The organism is Paenibacillus sp. SAF-068, assembly GCF_051967555.1.
GTDB lineage: Bacteria > Bacillota > Bacilli > Paenibacillales > Paenibacillaceae > Paenibacillus.
This window is the reverse complement of the sequence record NZ_JBQCJX010000003.1, coordinates 601398-616856: the sequence shown is the minus strand read 5'-3', so window position 1 is coordinate 616856 and position 15459 is coordinate 601398. Positions and strand designations below refer to the sequence as shown.

Annotated in this window: 9 protein-coding genes; 3 read left to right on the top strand and 6 right to left on the bottom strand. The window is 47.1% G+C overall.

Features of this window, described 5'->3' with window-relative positions:
- Window positions 1-23: 23 nt before the first annotated feature.
- The 3 genes from ACTHPG_RS20385 to ACTHPG_RS20375 all read right to left on the bottom strand — a co-directional run bounded on the left by ACTHPG_RS20385 (window position 24) and on the right by ACTHPG_RS20375 (window position 5418).
- Window positions 24-647, bottom strand: a complete 624-nt coding sequence (locus ACTHPG_RS20385; protein ID WP_440391268.1) for a class I SAM-dependent methyltransferase — start codon at window positions 645-647, stop codon at window positions 24-26.
- A gap of 231 nt (window positions 648-878) precedes the next feature.
- Window positions 879-4271 (bottom strand): GH36-type glycosyl hydrolase domain-containing protein, encoded by a 3393-nt coding sequence (locus ACTHPG_RS20380; protein WP_440391267.1) that lies wholly within the window; start codon window positions 4269-4271, stop codon window positions 879-881.
- A gap of 157 nt (window positions 4272-4428) precedes the next feature.
- On the bottom strand, window positions 4429-5418 hold the full coding sequence (locus tag ACTHPG_RS20375; protein ID WP_440391266.1) for a LacI family DNA-binding transcriptional regulator: 990 nt from the start codon (window positions 5416-5418) through the stop codon (window positions 4429-4431).
- 530 nt (window positions 5419-5948) lie between these two features.
- On the opposite strand from ACTHPG_RS20375, the gene ACTHPG_RS20370 reads away from it, so the two are divergent.
- From ACTHPG_RS20370 to ACTHPG_RS20360, 3 genes are all read left to right on the top strand, one after another.
- Entirely contained in the window at window positions 5949-7595 is a 1647-nt protein-coding gene (locus ACTHPG_RS20370; protein WP_440391265.1) for an ABC transporter substrate-binding protein, read from the top strand.
- A gap of 110 nt (window positions 7596-7705) precedes the next feature.
- Complete coding sequence (locus ACTHPG_RS20365) at window positions 7706-8734, top strand: ABC transporter substrate-binding protein (protein WP_440391264.1); 1029 nt, start codon at window positions 7706-7708, stop codon at window positions 8732-8734.
- An 84-nt stretch (window positions 8735-8818) separates the two neighbouring features.
- The gene (locus ACTHPG_RS20360) at window positions 8819-10531 is read left to right on the top strand and encodes an ABC transporter ATP-binding protein (RefSeq protein ID WP_440391263.1); all 1713 of its coding nucleotides are present in this window, start codon (window positions 8819-8821) and stop codon (window positions 10529-10531) included.
- A gap of 90 nt (window positions 10532-10621) precedes the next feature.
- Here ACTHPG_RS20360 and ACTHPG_RS20355 read toward each other — a convergent pair whose 3' ends face one another.
- The 3 genes from ACTHPG_RS20355 to ACTHPG_RS20345 form a co-directional block, all read right to left on the bottom strand.
- Window positions 10622-12202, bottom strand: coding sequence for a hypothetical protein (locus ACTHPG_RS20355; RefSeq protein WP_440391262.1), 1581 nt, complete (start codon window positions 12200-12202; stop codon window positions 10622-10624).
- 193 nt (window positions 12203-12395) lie between these two features.
- Complete coding sequence (locus ACTHPG_RS20350) at window positions 12396-13688, bottom strand: ABC transporter substrate-binding protein (protein WP_440391261.1); 1293 nt, start codon at window positions 13686-13688, stop codon at window positions 12396-12398.
- Window positions 13664-15442, bottom strand: coding sequence for a sensor histidine kinase (locus ACTHPG_RS20345; RefSeq protein WP_440391260.1), 1779 nt, complete (start codon window positions 15440-15442; stop codon window positions 13664-13666). The genes ACTHPG_RS20350 and ACTHPG_RS20345 overlap by 25 nt, the downstream gene beginning before the upstream one ends.
- Between the last annotated feature and the right edge of the window lie 17 nt (window positions 15443-15459).

The window sequence follows — 15459 nt, the reverse complement described above, 5'->3', positions numbered from 1 at the left end:
TCAAGTGATAGCCACATCTTAAATTATTTCTTGAGAGTACTAATATATCTTAAGCTAATCCACGTGCTACTCTGATGTGTATAAAAAAGTTGCTCTCTGAGATGGCCAGTCTCCAAAATGGTAAAGTGTTTGAAGTGCTCCATTAAATCATCCTCCGTAAAAAAATGAGCATACTTCCCTTTTTTATATTCATATGTACAGGGTTCAATCTGATTTCCTTTTCCATTGTTGCTATCCTCGTCTGAAAATACAGAAAAAAAGCTTACTCCATTGTCATTAAGAAGTTCAATACATTTGTTTATGATTAAATCTCGTTCGTTCTGCTTGAATAAATGAAGAAGATTGTAACAGAATATAGCGTCATATCTCTCTTCTAATTCAATATCAAATATGGAAGCATGAATAAAGTTAGATTTAGTATCAAATTCCCGTGCAAGTTTGATGGCAGTTGACGAAATTTCAATTCCATCTACATCAAAAAAGTTAGATAGTTCCTTGGTATTCCGCCCATATCCCGCTCCTAAAACGAGTACTTTTTTTATATTAAACTGCTTATAAAGTGATATTGCCTTAAATGCCATTTCACTAGGTAGTTCTCCCCAAATTCTTCCTCCCATTTCAAATCTATCTTCCCAATAAGACCCCATTAACGCTCCCCCCTTGTGATGGAATTTTACAACCATGAACTAAACTGCAATAGATTAATACTAAAATATAATTCTACAAAAAAGAATTGTTTACCTTTGTTATTTAATACAAAAAATATAAAAAGCACCCCCAGTATCTCATTGGATAAAGAAGAATCCAATGAGCATTCTAAAGGATGCATTTTAAGATAGATCGTATAGGGATAGATCACCTTTACAACTTACATAGTATTACATATAAATATCAACGATTGTGCGCTCAGTCGCACTGCGTGCCTGTCTGAACTCATCCAGAGAGATGCTTACTCCGCCCTGACGGTAACGGTTCGCTGTACGCTCGGTGCGAATGTCCTTGCCATTCACCGCTACACGGCTCACAGCACCTTCATTCAAGTGATAAATGAACGTCACCGGCTCACCTGCATACTCGAATTCGAATTGCATGCCGTTCAGCTCAGTCGGCAATACCGGGTCAATGACCAGATCGCCGCCCTCTTGACGAATGCCAAGCGCGTTGGAGATCAGCTGGTTCATGTAGATTCCAGGGCCGCTGGAGTAGATTCTCCATCCGCCTTTCACCTGTACAGTCCCTTTACGAAGCTGATCAAAATGTTCCTGTGCCTCGTAACGTGTATTGAACTTGCCGTCCGAACTACTGAAGTACGAGTTCGCCTGGCGAATCTCCGCGTTAGGTACAACCTCGCCGATACCAACCGGGTTGATCATCGCAAGACCGTTCCACACCTGATCTGTCTTACCGAGCTTCGCCATCGCTTCTACATAACGGATATGAGCGTGCACATATTGTAAACCAATCTCACGTCCGAAGTTGGATGCTTGCTCTGCACGTTTGAAGTGTGTGCTTACGCCGCCAGCATATTGAGCCGGACGATTCATCAGACGCACGCCATCCGGGCACAGGAACTGCTCACGGATCAATGCGTAATGTGATTCTGCTTGCTCCGCATTCAGCAATTCACCGATCATGCTGCGCGTCATTGGCAACAGGCGGTATTGAATGCCTGTCTCTGTGTCCGATGGATGGAGCATCAACTTCGCTTGGTCAGCTTCTTCCATGTATACAAAGCCTGGAATCACATCCGTGCCCAGCATGTAACGGTTAAAGTCCTCGCGGATGCCTTGGGCCAGCTCGTCAAGCTCCTGTGCAAAGTCCGTATCCTTGAATTTCAGCGCTTGCGAGAGCACATTCACGGACTGATACGTCAATGCCACCGTCCAACTGCTCACCATGTATTGCTTAAGCTGTGCATTGGCTGGTTGGAGCGTATCATCCCAGTCGCCATCGCCGTAAGAAGACAGGAACGTATCGTGCAGGAAGTGCGAACGAATATACTCGATCTCTTTTTTTGCGTGATCCAGTACCGTTGCTGTCTCTTCCGTGAACCCGAAGCTATGCTTAACAGTATAAGGTACTTTCTCATCCAGAATCGCATAATCGCGAGTCGCTGTCAGGTAATCCGCCAGCACTTTTAGCGGCCATACAATGATGTCACCATGACTCTCTTCCTGTTGAATCGCAAAGTATTTATCAAACATGAACCATTGCGGCCAGTTGCCATCATCTTCGTATTGGTGGGTATAGACCATTTTGATAATATCGCGAACTTGCTCATATTTTTGCGTTGCCATAAAGTATTCCACCGGACCTTGACACACATCCCGTGTACCCCAAGCTGCGCCGCCATACTGTTCCAAACCGTGAGGCACGGAGTAGTGAACCAGCATGTTGTGGGTGTACCACCAAGCCAGCGCATTTACTTTGAACAGATCCTCTGCCGTCTGACCTTCTCCACGGGACAAACGGAACCCGTTCATCACACCTGCGAAGAACTCGCGATATGCCTGCACTTCCTCTTCAAACGTCAGACTTGAAACTGCTGCCGCGCCGCTATCCGCTTGACCTTCCAATACCCCTTGTACCTTCAGCGTCCATTCAGTACTCGCTTCCAGACTAAGTGTAACCAGCGATGCGGAACCACTGCGGATACCACTTGCCAGCAGCGTTTCGTCACCTACATTTACAGTCGCACCATCCACCGACATACGGTATTGAAGATCCGGATACGTTCCAGCACTAATCGCTTGTGGGTCCGCTTTGAAGATCAAAGTATCGCCATCCTGCGTCATATGCAGCGGATACTCGTATTCATTCACATTCATCGTAATTTGGTTCGTTACCAGGTAACGGTATGCCTTGCCACTTGTGGAGCGTACGTTCATGCTTACTTCCGTCGTATGTGCACCTGTGTAATTGGTCACGATGATCGTATCGGATTCCGTTTTGTAGATCCAGCGTGCATAGTTGAAGCCAATCTCGAACAGGGATGGCATCGTCAGCAGACGATATTGTCCGTCCATTTCCACATAGATGCGTTGTCCAGCCGTCTTCGGCACGTTCAAGGCATTACGGGCATTACTGATCATTTTATTAAAATTGGTGTTCCCAATAACGAGCTGTGAGTTGAAAATACCGTACATATACGATGTCGTTGTAATAACCTGTGCCCCAAGTTGCACGTTGCCACCACTCATCAGAATGTGACCGTGCGGACGCTCCACAAGCAATTCTTTTGCTTTCAGAACGATGTGTTCGTAGCTGCCTGTGAAGAAGGATAACAATTCCTCACCGCTGTGCTCCTCCTGATGACGATCAGGGAACAGATCCTGAATCTCATCTGGCGTCAGGTCAAGCGTAACCAGAGGTTCACCCAGGAAGGAGGACAGTTTCACCTGTTCCAACGTGTCGCCTTTGTCCACAGACATAGCTTGTACTTCATTCCATGCTGCAGTAACTTCATCTCCGAATTCCAGTGCAGAGATTCCTTCGGCATGATTAGGCTTCGCCAGTCCATAGAAGACCACCTGAGCTTTTCCGTTCAGATTCAACATCTCCGATTGCAATGCGGTATAGGCAAATTCATACTGATATGTCTCATTCGCCAGCGTTGGGCGATTCAAGCTCTCTGGTTGATTGCTTTCCTTGTATGACAGACCAAAGAATTGGAATCCGTCTGTGGAGTAACCGATAGCTTTCGTCAGGGAACCTTGCTGCATGTACGGAAATGCACCGCCCTGAGGCTGGTTTTGACGGGAACATACCACATACCCTTTCGCTTCATCTTGGAACACCGTATGGTCAATGTATTGTGACAGATAAGCTTCATTACTGCGTACCGCTCCTGGATCAGCTAGTCCTACATCCTGTCCATATACCACGTCTACGTTCTGTTGTTGTCCTGTGAGCTTCACATCCCAGAACCAGACACCTTGTGGTGTAGCCGTAAATACGACCTGGTAGCCGATGCCTTGTTCACTGCCTTCCAACTGTACTGTGCCCTCCCAGATCAACTGGTTGCTGGACTGTGCTTTGCTTGTAATCACCTTGCTGTTCGAATGTACACCGAGCAATGGGAACGAGCTGATCTTCTCTCCCTCGTGTACACGCAGGTACAGGTTATTGAGAGATCCATCAATCTGGTTACTGAGCAACTGGTTCAACATCGTTGTACCAGAAGTAGCCTGGTACAAGTCGCCACTGTTCAAAAAGGTAAAGGATAACTCCCCGGCATTCAACCGGATCGGTTCATTAATCATCGTTGTCATAAGGTTCACTCCTTGAATTAGTATAGAATCGAAACGTTTCGATAAACTTGAAAAAGAATAGGGGCCTCTTCAAACCGGCCTTTAACAGCCCGTCTGGACGATAACCCCTTCATTAAACTTTTACACCTACAGGCAGTTCTTCAATTCCAGACTTGGCCTAAACCGAACGTACAGAGTTGCGCTCGATCATATTAATCGTTAACGTATAGGAAGGATCTACTGCTTCACCATTGAGCATCTGGAATAACAGATGTCCGGCGAGTGACCCGGCTTCATGCTTCGGCTGGCGTATCGTTGTCAGCGGTGGACGAACATATTCCGACAACTGAATATCGTCAAATCCGATTACGGAAATGTCATTCGGCACCGATATACCACGCTCTTCCAATGCCTTCAGGCCACCAATCGCCATCTCATCGTTACCGTAAAATACCGCTGAGGGAAGCTCGCCCTGCATGATCATCATTTTGGTTGCACTGTATCCGCCCTCACGCACAAAGTTGCCGTTCAGACGCCATTTGGACTTTTCTTCAAGTCCCGCTTCCCGCATCGCTCGCAGATACCCTTGGTAACGGAGCGCATTGTCATACGAGTTGGATGGACCACTGATATAAGCAATCTTCTGATGTCCAGCCTGGATCAGATATTGTGTAGCCAGATAACCGCCCTGCTCTCCATCCACCAGCACGTTAACCAGATGATCACTCGACAACTGACGATCCATCACAATGATCGGAAAGCGATGACCGGCAGATTCCACCAGAATATCATCATGGATGTTATGTGCCAAAACGATGGCTCCGTCCACTCTTTTTTCACGTAAAAATCTCACCGCTGTTGAATCCCGTCCACCCATGGAGCTGCACGCAATCAAGTCATACCCGTTCGCGAGAGCTACATCCTGTACACTACGGATCAACTCCGAGTAATACGGGCCTGACAGATCGGTCAGAATCAGAGCGATCGTGTTCGTTCGGCTCCGCTTCAGGTCCATGGCAAAGCCGTTCTTGCGGTAATTCAGTTCTCGTGCTGCCTCAAGCACTTTAGCCTTGGTCTTGGCACTAACCTTGCTATCCCCGCTCAGCGCATAGGAAGCCGTCGAGAGTGCTACACCTGCCAGCTTTGCCACATCCTTAATCGTTGCCATTCCACGTTCGCTCCTTCTAGACTAGAACAAATTCTAAGGTTATCTACATTTTATACGATACATGGTTAGAACAACCACTACATCCGATATAATCGTTTATTGATCTTTGTACATATCGTAGCTATGGATATCAATCGAAACGTTTCGAGGTGTTCTCAAAAAAAATCCTTGTCTCCATCCTTATAGCGCCATGGTTGAATGTGTAACGTTCCAGTCCTTGCCACTATTGATGGTCATGACACGTCTTTCAATCTGGCGAGCTACGAACTGTTTGTGCCTAACACAATGAAACTGGCAGTAAACGCCAGATTGAAACGTTTCGACATTTTCATTATAGTCGGTGTTGATAGCGATTTCAACCACTTTATCCATTTTTCACAGAAAAATATGATTTGTCCTATCTGTCCATCCACGTCACTTCATTTATAGTATATACTGCATAATAGTTGAGATCCGAGAATTACGCCAGTATACCGAGGGCATAAGACGAATAATGACCCTGCCGGCTTATGTAAGGAGACCGTTATCTAATGAATATTTCCAAGCACACGTATCATCAAAAATCGCTGTCCATCCCCATTTCCTTGCAGAAGATTCAGTCCGTACCTGCTGCCGGGTTCAAGCTGTGCCATCTGGTGCAGCTTCACGATCGCGAGGCCTTCTCCCGCATAGATGAACTGTGGAGCACACTTCATGTACTATACGTCGTTACTGCTGGTCAGGCCAGGATAATTAGTGCAGAGGGAAAACTGACATTAAATGCAGGCTCCGCCGTTGTTCGGCAAGCCGAAAACCTGCTTCAGCACGAGAACAAGCGCGGCTCCCTATCGCCAATACAGGGCATTGCTATTGCTTTTGATTCCGCTGAAAATGAACAGCGGTTCTGGCCTTTTGGGTTACCAGCAACCATTGTGAGTCGCCATCTCACAGACAAGGCCGTTGAGCTGGTTCAAGCCTGTTTGAAAGGTAATGATTCCAGCCCCTTCAGGCCACATATGCTTTTCTATGAAATACTGGACATGTTGCAAGATCATGTGGCTCATTCTGCTCATGAAGATCACTCCTGGCTTGATAACGTGCTTAGACATATCCATCAGATGTATATACAACCGCTGACCCGTGAACAATTGGCACGCGATGCCAATGTGAGTCCCGAGCATTTTTCACGGGAGTTCAAGAAGCATACAGGCCTTACGTTTGTTGAATATGTGACTCGTCTCAGAATCAGGATGGCTCAGGAACATCTATTGTTCTCGAACCCTCCGCTACAGGAAATTGCACGATCGACAGGCTACAGGGACACTTTCTATCTGAGCCGCAAATTCAAACAGATGGTTGGCTCGGCACCGACTCATTACCGGAAAATGCCCAAGAAGATCGTTTCTCTGACTTACAACTATACAGCCTCACTTCTGGCACTGGGCCACACTCCCCACATGGGCGCCGTAGCCAGCTGGATGGAAGAAAAAAGTGGTGAACACGGTCATCATGGGCATGAACAATTTCAGCAGCATTCCGAATATGAGCTGGTTAAACATCCGGAGCTGATTGCGAATGCTCAGCCTGATGTCATTCTCGGGTATGCACCACACCCCGCTTCCGACGAACTACGTCTGATCGCCCCGACCATTCTGATGCCCTTTGAAGAACTCGATTGGCAGGAGCAGCTTCTCCATCTGGGACGAATTACCGGACTCGAGTCCAATGCACAGGGGTTATTGGATCGTTATCATCAACTTGAGCAAGAAGCCAATCATAAGTTGGATCAATGGATGGAAGGAACACGAGGGTCCGCCGTTTGCATATTTATGATCGGAGAGGATGGCGCATATATCTATGGTCATGGCTGGGGCAGAGCTTCTCATGTGCTGTATCAATCGCTGAGCTTCACTCCACCGTCACGAATGGAGCAGAACGGACAATTACTCACGGGGTACATTCATGTTCCGTTGTCCGAGATTCACTTATATGCAGCAGATCACATGTTTGTCGCCTTCCCTGAGGAACCTGCCGAACGAGAGATATTGGATGACCTGTTGAATCAGGAATTCTGGGGCACCCTACCCGCCGTTCGTGAAGGACGTGTATACGAGATTGATGCCGACATGTTCTACGGATTTGATCCTTTGTCCGTTATGGAGCAATTGCAGCATATCATGCGCCACCTGACATCATAATTGTCCATGCGATAGTGATCATAGTTGTCCATGTACAAAACTCACATCTTCCTCTATGTTATTAATGAGAATAATAATCATTATTAATTATACATAGGGGGAACAAAAATATGTTTGCTGCAAAAAAACGCTTTTCCGGCTTGCTGCTTATGCTCGCCATCATTATGATTCTGGCAGCTTGTAGCAGCGGAACGGGCTCGACTGCCACTGAACAGACATCAGCAGCGGGAACTGAAACGACATCCGCCTCTTCCGAGACGAATTCAGACACGTCGTCCAGTGCAGATAATTCAAATGCTACACGAATCTACAAGTCATTAAGCGGGGATGTTGAAATTCCGGCTGAACCGAAACGAATCGTTACCGATATGTACGTAAGTGATCTGCTCGCACTGGGTGTGAAGCCCGTTGGTGCTGTTCAATATTATCTCGAAAACCCGTTCTATGCAGAGCAGGTGGCGGGCATAGAGAGTATTGGTGATCGGGCAGCGGTATCCATGGAGAAGGTCATTGCTTTGAACCCGGATCTCATCATTACCTACTCTGACCAGGCCAGCGAAATTGAGAGTTATCAAAAAATCGCACCTACCGTAGTCATCCCTTATGGTACATTCACGAATGTACACGAAGAAATCCGGGGATTCGGAGAGCTGATGAACAAATCCGAAGCAGCGGAAGCTTGGCTGAAAACGTATGATGGACGGATCGAAGCTGCTCGTGCCAAGGTGAAAGCCGTCATTAAACCGGAGGAAACCTTCTCCATCCTTGAAGTTTCCGACAAGAGTTATTATGGATATGGAGACAATTTTGGCCGAGGAGGACAGGCGGTATACCGCGCTTTGGAACTTGCTCCACTCGAAATCACCAAAAAAGAACTGATGGGCGATACCCAATGGAAAGAAATCTCGCGTGAAGTCGTTGGTGATTATGCAGGGGATCATATCTTCTTGACCGTTGGAGAGAACAATAAAAATTACCAGGGTGACTCCATCTGGCAGTCCTTGCCTGCTGTGAAAAACAATCAGGTGTACGAATTGCTGGAAGACCGTTACTGGTACTTCGACCCGATTGCAATTCAAGGTCAGGCTGAAGAATTTGCCGATATGATCGTAGAACGTGCCGAACAAAACCGCAAATAACATAAGCATGAATACAGGTGTCCGGACAGGCTGATTTAGCCTGCTCGGGCATTTATCCATATTGAGAATGAGGAGGGCTTACATATGCTTCGCCGTTTTATGTCTTATTATCGTCCTTACAAAAGGCTCTTTATATTGGACTTCTCCTGTGCCATCGCCGCCGCGCTGCTGGAGCTGGCCTTTCCACTCGCTGTGAACCGGGTGGTCGATCAACTGCTTCCGGCTGGCAATTGGTCCATGATCTTGGCGGCATGTGTCGGTTTGCTCGGCATCTACCTGCTCAGTTCCTTTTTCCATTATGCCGTCACCTATTGGGGCCACAAGCTCGGCATTAATATTGAATCCGATATGCGGAGAGAACTGTTCACGCGTGTACAGAAGCAGTCCTTCCGCTTCTTCGACAACAATAAGACCGGACATCTGGTCTCCCGCATGACCAACGACTTAATGGATATTGGTGAGATTGCGCATCACGGACCCGAAGACTTATTCATTGCCTTCATGACACTCGCCGGAGCTTTCGGCATTATGCTGGGGATTAACTGGCAGCTCGCTGTGATGACGTTCATCATTGTGCCGCTGATGATCTACCTGTCGCTGTATTTCAGTCGCAAAATGTCCAAGGCGTTCAAGCGCATGTTTGCGGATATCGCCGATTATAATGCACGGGTAGAGAACAATGTGAGCGGCATCCGGGTGGTACAGGCTTTTGCCAATGAAAAGCATGAAGTAGGACGTTTCGTTGAGAACAACGAACGTTTCCGGCTAACGAAACTAATCACCTACCGCATTATGGCCTGGAACTCTTCACTCAGTTTTATTCTGATGAAATTTGTATCGCTGTTTGTACTGGTGTGTGGAACCTGGTTTGTCATTCAAGGCAGTATGACTTACGGGGAGTTCATCGCATTTGTAATGCTGTCCAATGTATTCCTCGGACCGATCGAGAAGATTAACTCCGTCATTGAGACGTATCCCAAAGGCATCGCCGGATTCAAACGTTATCTGGAGCTGCTCGAAGCTGTACCTGATGTAGAAGATACACCTCAGGCAAAACCGATTCCGGATGTGAAAGGCGATATTGCTTTCCATAACGTGACCTTTTCTTATGGAGAACACAAACCTACACTCTCTCAGGTCAATCTGGATATTCAGGCAGGCCAGACGGTTGCTCTGGTTGGACCTTCGGGCGGGGGCAAAACGACGTTATGCAGTCTAATTCCACGTTTCTACGATGTAGATGCGGGGCATATCTCCATTGATGGCATTCCTGTGAAGGACATGACGCTGGAATCACTGCGCTCCCATATCGGGATTGTGCAGCAGGATATTTTCCTGTTTGACGGAACCATTCGTGAAAATATAGCATACGGCAAGCTGAATGCTTCGGATGAAGAAATCTGGCAAGCCCTCCGCCGGGCCCAGCTGGAAGAGCTGGTGCAATCCCAGACAGATGGACTGGACACCATGATTGGTGAACGTGGCGTAAAACTCTCCGGCGGACAGAAGCAACGTCTATCCATCGCAAGAATGATCCTGAAGAACCCGCCAATTCTCATTCTGGATGAAGCCACTTCCGCACTCGATACCGAGACGGAAGCCGCCATTCAACTGGCCTTGTCCGAGCTGGCTCAGGGACGTACAACTTTGGTGATTGCCCATCGACTGGCGACCATCCGACATGCTGATCGTATCATAGTGGTGGAGAACGGCAACGTAACCGAACAAGGCAGTCATGATGAGCTGCTCGCGCGTAAAGGCTCTTACAGCCGACTGCATCAAGCCCAGTTTGGTTAAGTAGCATGCCCTAACATAGCAACCATCGAAAAAAACAAATACGGAATGAAAACAACCTTCCCTCTGCAAACGAGGTGAAGGTTGTTTTATTCATTTCAGATATCCTTTTGATTTCCAGAATCGCTTCGCAAATGATTCAGCAGCGTACGGTGGCTCCCCATTCAGTAGATCCTCATTCGCTTGAATGAGCACTTGGCGTCCACGTTCGAGCAATTGAACGGCATGTAGTAATTGAGAGCCGCCTAGATAATGAAGTTCAAGCAGCAACGGTTCTTCTTCCTCATCCTCGTCATTCTGAGCCGAGTATTCAATCAACACACTTTCCGAGCCGTCCGCATGTTGGTGCAGGGTATAATAGTATTTCTCCACCTGAGTCTCCCCTTGAGCATCCACATACTCTCTTCCAATACGTAGCATGGCTGGCTGGGGAACACCATTAGACATCTGACCTGCTTGTCGAAATGCAAAATATAACTCTCCAATCCACAGTCCGTGCCGATCATCATCATAATAATCGTCATATGGCTCCACGACAGGCAGTGCTAATAAATCATGGATCAGTTGTTGCGAAATGAAGGAACGGGCATACTGATAATTCGATACAGACTGCAACAAGGTGCTCCATCCTTGCTCGCTTAACTGCTGAATATCAGCAGGTGAGTTCTCCGAGAATACGTTCCATTCCGAATTCTCATTGTGCAGATAACGATATGCTCCTGAGATCATCCAGACAGGTTTACCCGATTGTACGATATGTTTATCAGGAGAGTTGGAACCTTGATCTGATGGCTCCATCTTAAGCAACAATGCACAATTGTGGTCATCCTGAAAATACAGACTGCGGAAATACCCCTCCGTATGCTCATCTCCATAGACCGATACTCGGCAAAATTGCTCGTCCAACCAAAATTCATAACTGTTCAGCAACTCATCCGCCTCTCTTACAGGCAACAAAGATGGATGAGTAAGACGCTCTATGTTCTCAGCGGTAATCCGATGATCTTCGAACCAATCCGGCACATCTGGCTCTGATTCATCAGCATGAATGTACTTTCGGTTGATTACAGGTTGTCCTTGCTGCAGCCTCCTTAACATTTCTTCTCGCCAAGGAAAAGGCTCTGTATCTTCATCAATCACACATTCAGGAACCAATAACGTCAACATGTCAGAGCCCCGCCATGGTCCGAGATCCTCCCATTCTTCAAGCTGACGCTTCACATTACGCTGTCCTTGAACCTGAATCGTATATTGCTCGGTACTTACCAGCAATCCACCTTCTACATTCCCTCTCACTGTCAATTCTCCATGGTTATAATCCCCCCAGAACATATCCTCCACATAGAGATTACCTGTAATATATATTTCCTGCCCACCCACGATCATATAGGGCGTTATGAGATTCCCAAGTACAACCAGATTTGAACTGGCCGCGTCGGAACTTGTATTTCCAATATAACGATCCACTGTCAGATTTCCGTCAACCAAGATCAAAAAAGGTCCTTCATCCAACAACAGTTCACTGATATGAAGATCACCAGAATGTAACCATACTTCCTCGGCTTCAAATTCACCGTTGTGCGCTTCATTCTGAGTGTACATCCAACTTTTCTGAGGCAACTTCGTATGTATATCTGCAAAAGACACCTTGTGACCTATCTGATGTATGGACATGTCCTGACACTCCTCATCCATTAATATATGGATAGAATCTATCTAATCTACAGATAGACTACCCATTTTTATTATACTAGAGGAAATATACACCACTCCACAACAAAAACCCTCACTCGAGTAGAATGAAGGTTAAGCTTGTGAACGATAACGACCCCAAGCTCATTAAATACATATATGATCTAGTCCATTCTTATAACTTCCCACCCAGAATGGCATTTGCCCGCTCACGAAAATCCTTTGCCGCCTGCTCTGGCGTAATTTTGCCAAACAACAGCAGATCATACAACTCACGTAACACGGCAGTCACCTCGGCTGCACCTACAGGATCAGGCGGGTCCATCTGGCTGCTGTGATCCGCAACCCAATCAATGTAATCAAACACCTGTGCCAGTTCCGGTTCAACCACCAGCTTCATTCGCTCTTTGACACGGGATGAGACAGGCACACCCCGCTCCCCTTTGAGCAGCAGATTGGCATCCAGATCATTTACGAAAAAGCTGATGAACTTGGCGGCCTCCTCCTTATGCCTGGAATTGCCTGCGATGGAGAAAAACATGCCTGGCTTCAGGAACAACCCATCCTGGCTGTTTGGCCCAGGCATCGGGGAAATGGTTAACGGTTTGCCGTAACGTTGAGCAGTGCTGATAAATTGGTTGGAATACCCCCAGCTAAACAAAGCCTCTCCCAGATAAAACGGATCGTTGTCAGGTTTGCCAATGTCGGATGTCCAGATATCCGGTGCAAAAATAAGCTTCTTCTCCGCGAGCTGCTGCATTCGGCCAAAATAATCAATAAATAGCCCATCGTCCTCATAACCCAACCTCTTGCCATCCTCGGCGTACAGCTTGGAACCGTATTGTCTCAAGTAATACGCAAAAAACTGTTCGGGCGTGAAATAGGTTCCCAGATAAATGCCTTTCCCCAGCAATTGCTCGCCCATCCGGTCAAAATCCGCCCATGTCCACGTATCCGTTGGCAATTCAATATCATTGGCCTTCAATACTTCCGGATCATAGATACTAAGCATGGCGTTAACGCCCAAACTGAGTCCGTAGGTTTTTCCATTTAGGCTCCCACTCTCCAGCTGTTCCTTCTCTATATCTGCCGTGTCAATCTGTCCGCTCTGGATGTACGGCGTCATATCCTCCAACAGTTGCAACGAACTGTACTGGGACAGATAGGAGACATCCATCTGGATAATGTCGGGCAACGCATTGCCTGCTGCATGTGGGGCAAGTTTTCTCCAGTATTCATTGAAACTGCTATATTCGTATTCAATGTTCACATGTGGGTTCAACTTCTCATACCGATTGATAACAGCTATCGTTGCATTGTTGCGAAACTCCCCACCCCACCAAGCGATTCGCAGTGTGATCGGCTCTTCTTCCACAATCATGCCTGGCCTTTGATCCCACTGGTTCACACAGCCAGAAAGAGTCAGTATAAGACAGATCATGCCTATGGCTCGCATCCATCTTCCCATATCTTCTCCTCCTTACCTGGTGATGGTGGTGGCAGCAGCACCGTTACTCTCGTTCCATACCCCGGCTTGCTCTCCAGCAGAACATCATATTCTTCGCCAAAAGCCAAGCGTACCCGCTCCCTGATATTCAGCAGACCAATCCCTGTTCCTCTGGTCTTCACTTCTCCGCGCAGCACTTGTTCCACATATTCGGGTGCCATGCCAGGACCCTGATCTTCCACGATCAGGGCCAGCTTGCCCCCTGATATCTCGGCATACACTCGAATCAGACAGGATCCAACCTGTGGTTCCAAGCCATATTGAATGGTATTTTCCAATAGGGGCTGTAGAGTTAACTTGGGAATGGCACACCCCAAATAAGGAGCAGGCACATCCATACGGAAATCCAGTCTCTGCCGGAAACGGTAGGTCTGAATGGTAATATAGTGGTTGACGATCTCCAGTTCTTCGGCAATGGTAATGATATTTTGCTTGAAGCTGATGGAGGAACGCAGCAAATATCCGAGTGACAGCACCATACTGGAGATTTGCTCCTGCCTGTTCTTTTTGGCGAGCCAATGGATTGAATCCAGCGCATTATACAAAAAGTGTGGATTGATCTGTGCCTGCAGCGCCTTAAACTCCGTTTCTTTAATGACCAGCTGGCTTGCATAATTTTCTTTGATCAATGTATTAATATGTGTAATCATCAGTCGATACGTACGCTGGAGCAACCCCAGTTCATCCATGTGCTGGTGTGTGGGAACGGCCAGATTGGCATCTATGTTGTCGAGGTCCCCATACTGCACCTCCTTCATCTGACTGATGAGCTGCCTGATCGGCCTTGTCAGACTGCGTGCGAACACCATACCAAGCGCAAGCACAACCAGAATGGCGATAAGATAAACGACAATCAAACTATTCTTCAACCATATAATCCGTTCAAAAATTTCATCGTAAGAGGCCATATTGTAATAAACCCAACCGGTGTAAGAAGATTTCTTCTGGGAAAGGAATATCTCCCTTCCATCCAGATTTTTGATCTCATAACCCCCACTACCCGGAAGTGGATTCAATCCCGCGGACACCGCTTCTGGAAGCTGGCGATAAGGATAGACCACCTCACTGCCTGCTTTCAGAATAATGTCACTGTCCTGGCTATCCATGCCCGCATACTCCTCAACGAGTCGCTCAATATTAATACGCAGAAACAGTATGCCTACTGGTTCCAGGGTCATCGGTTCGTAGGCTCGCACCTGACGCACCATAACCAGCATCGGATCATCGTCATCCGGGTATAACCAGCGTACTGCCCCGTTCGCCTGCTCCGCAGCCTCAATCATCCGATCATATTTTTCCGGGGATACGGTTAGTGTTTCACCATATTTATTCACTCTCCCCTTGGAATCAATCAGATGAACGGACTGCACATATCGTGCAGCCCCACTAATATGCTCCCATAGTCGATCTGTGATCTTCTTCCGTTCAATAAAGCTTGAATATGCGCTATCGTCATCCAGCAATGACTTCAAAGCCCTTTGAATCTGCGTATCTGAAATCACGTTTAATGATAACGCTTCCAACTTCCGAAGTTCAACATCCACTGTAGACGAGGAAAGGTTCAGTAGGCGGGATGACTTATCAAACAGCTGTTTGTCATACACCGAGTACGTATAATACAAGGAACCAAACGCCAGGATGATGATAAATGCCATCATGACCATGATCATCAGAAACATTTTCATTTTGATGCTGAGTTTGCGGTAGGCTGTCATGACCAAAGCGCTCCTTT

Excerpts from the sequence above, each read along its gene's own strand:
- ACTHPG_RS20385 (WP_440391268.1), bottom strand. The coding sequence starts at position 647 with ATGGGGTCTTATTGGGAAGATAGATTTGAAATGGGAGGAAGAATTTGG.
- ACTHPG_RS20380 (WP_440391267.1), bottom strand. The coding sequence starts at position 4,271 with ATGACAACGATGATTAATGAACCGATCCGGTTGAATGCCGGGGAGTTA.
- ACTHPG_RS20375 (WP_440391266.1), bottom strand. The coding sequence starts at position 5,418 with ATGGCAACGATTAAGGATGTGGCAAAGCTGGCAGGTGTAGCACTCTCG.
- ACTHPG_RS20370 (WP_440391265.1), top strand. The coding sequence starts at position 5,949 with ATGAATATTTCCAAGCACACGTATCATCAAAAATCGCTGTCCATCCCC.
- ACTHPG_RS20365 (WP_440391264.1), top strand. The coding sequence starts at position 7,706 with ATGTTTGCTGCAAAAAAACGCTTTTCCGGCTTGCTGCTTATGCTCGCC.
- ACTHPG_RS20360 (WP_440391263.1), top strand. The coding sequence starts at position 8,819 with ATGCTTCGCCGTTTTATGTCTTATTATCGTCCTTACAAAAGGCTCTTT.
- ACTHPG_RS20355 (WP_440391262.1), bottom strand. The coding sequence starts at position 12,202 with ATGTCCATACATCAGATAGGTCACAAGGTGTCTTTTGCAGATATACAT.
- ACTHPG_RS20350 (WP_440391261.1), bottom strand. The coding sequence starts at position 13,688 with ATGGGAAGATGGATGCGAGCCATAGGCATGATCTGTCTTATACTGACT.
- ACTHPG_RS20345 (WP_440391260.1), bottom strand. The coding sequence starts at position 15,442 with ATGACAGCCTACCGCAAACTCAGCATCAAAATGAAAATGTTTCTGATG.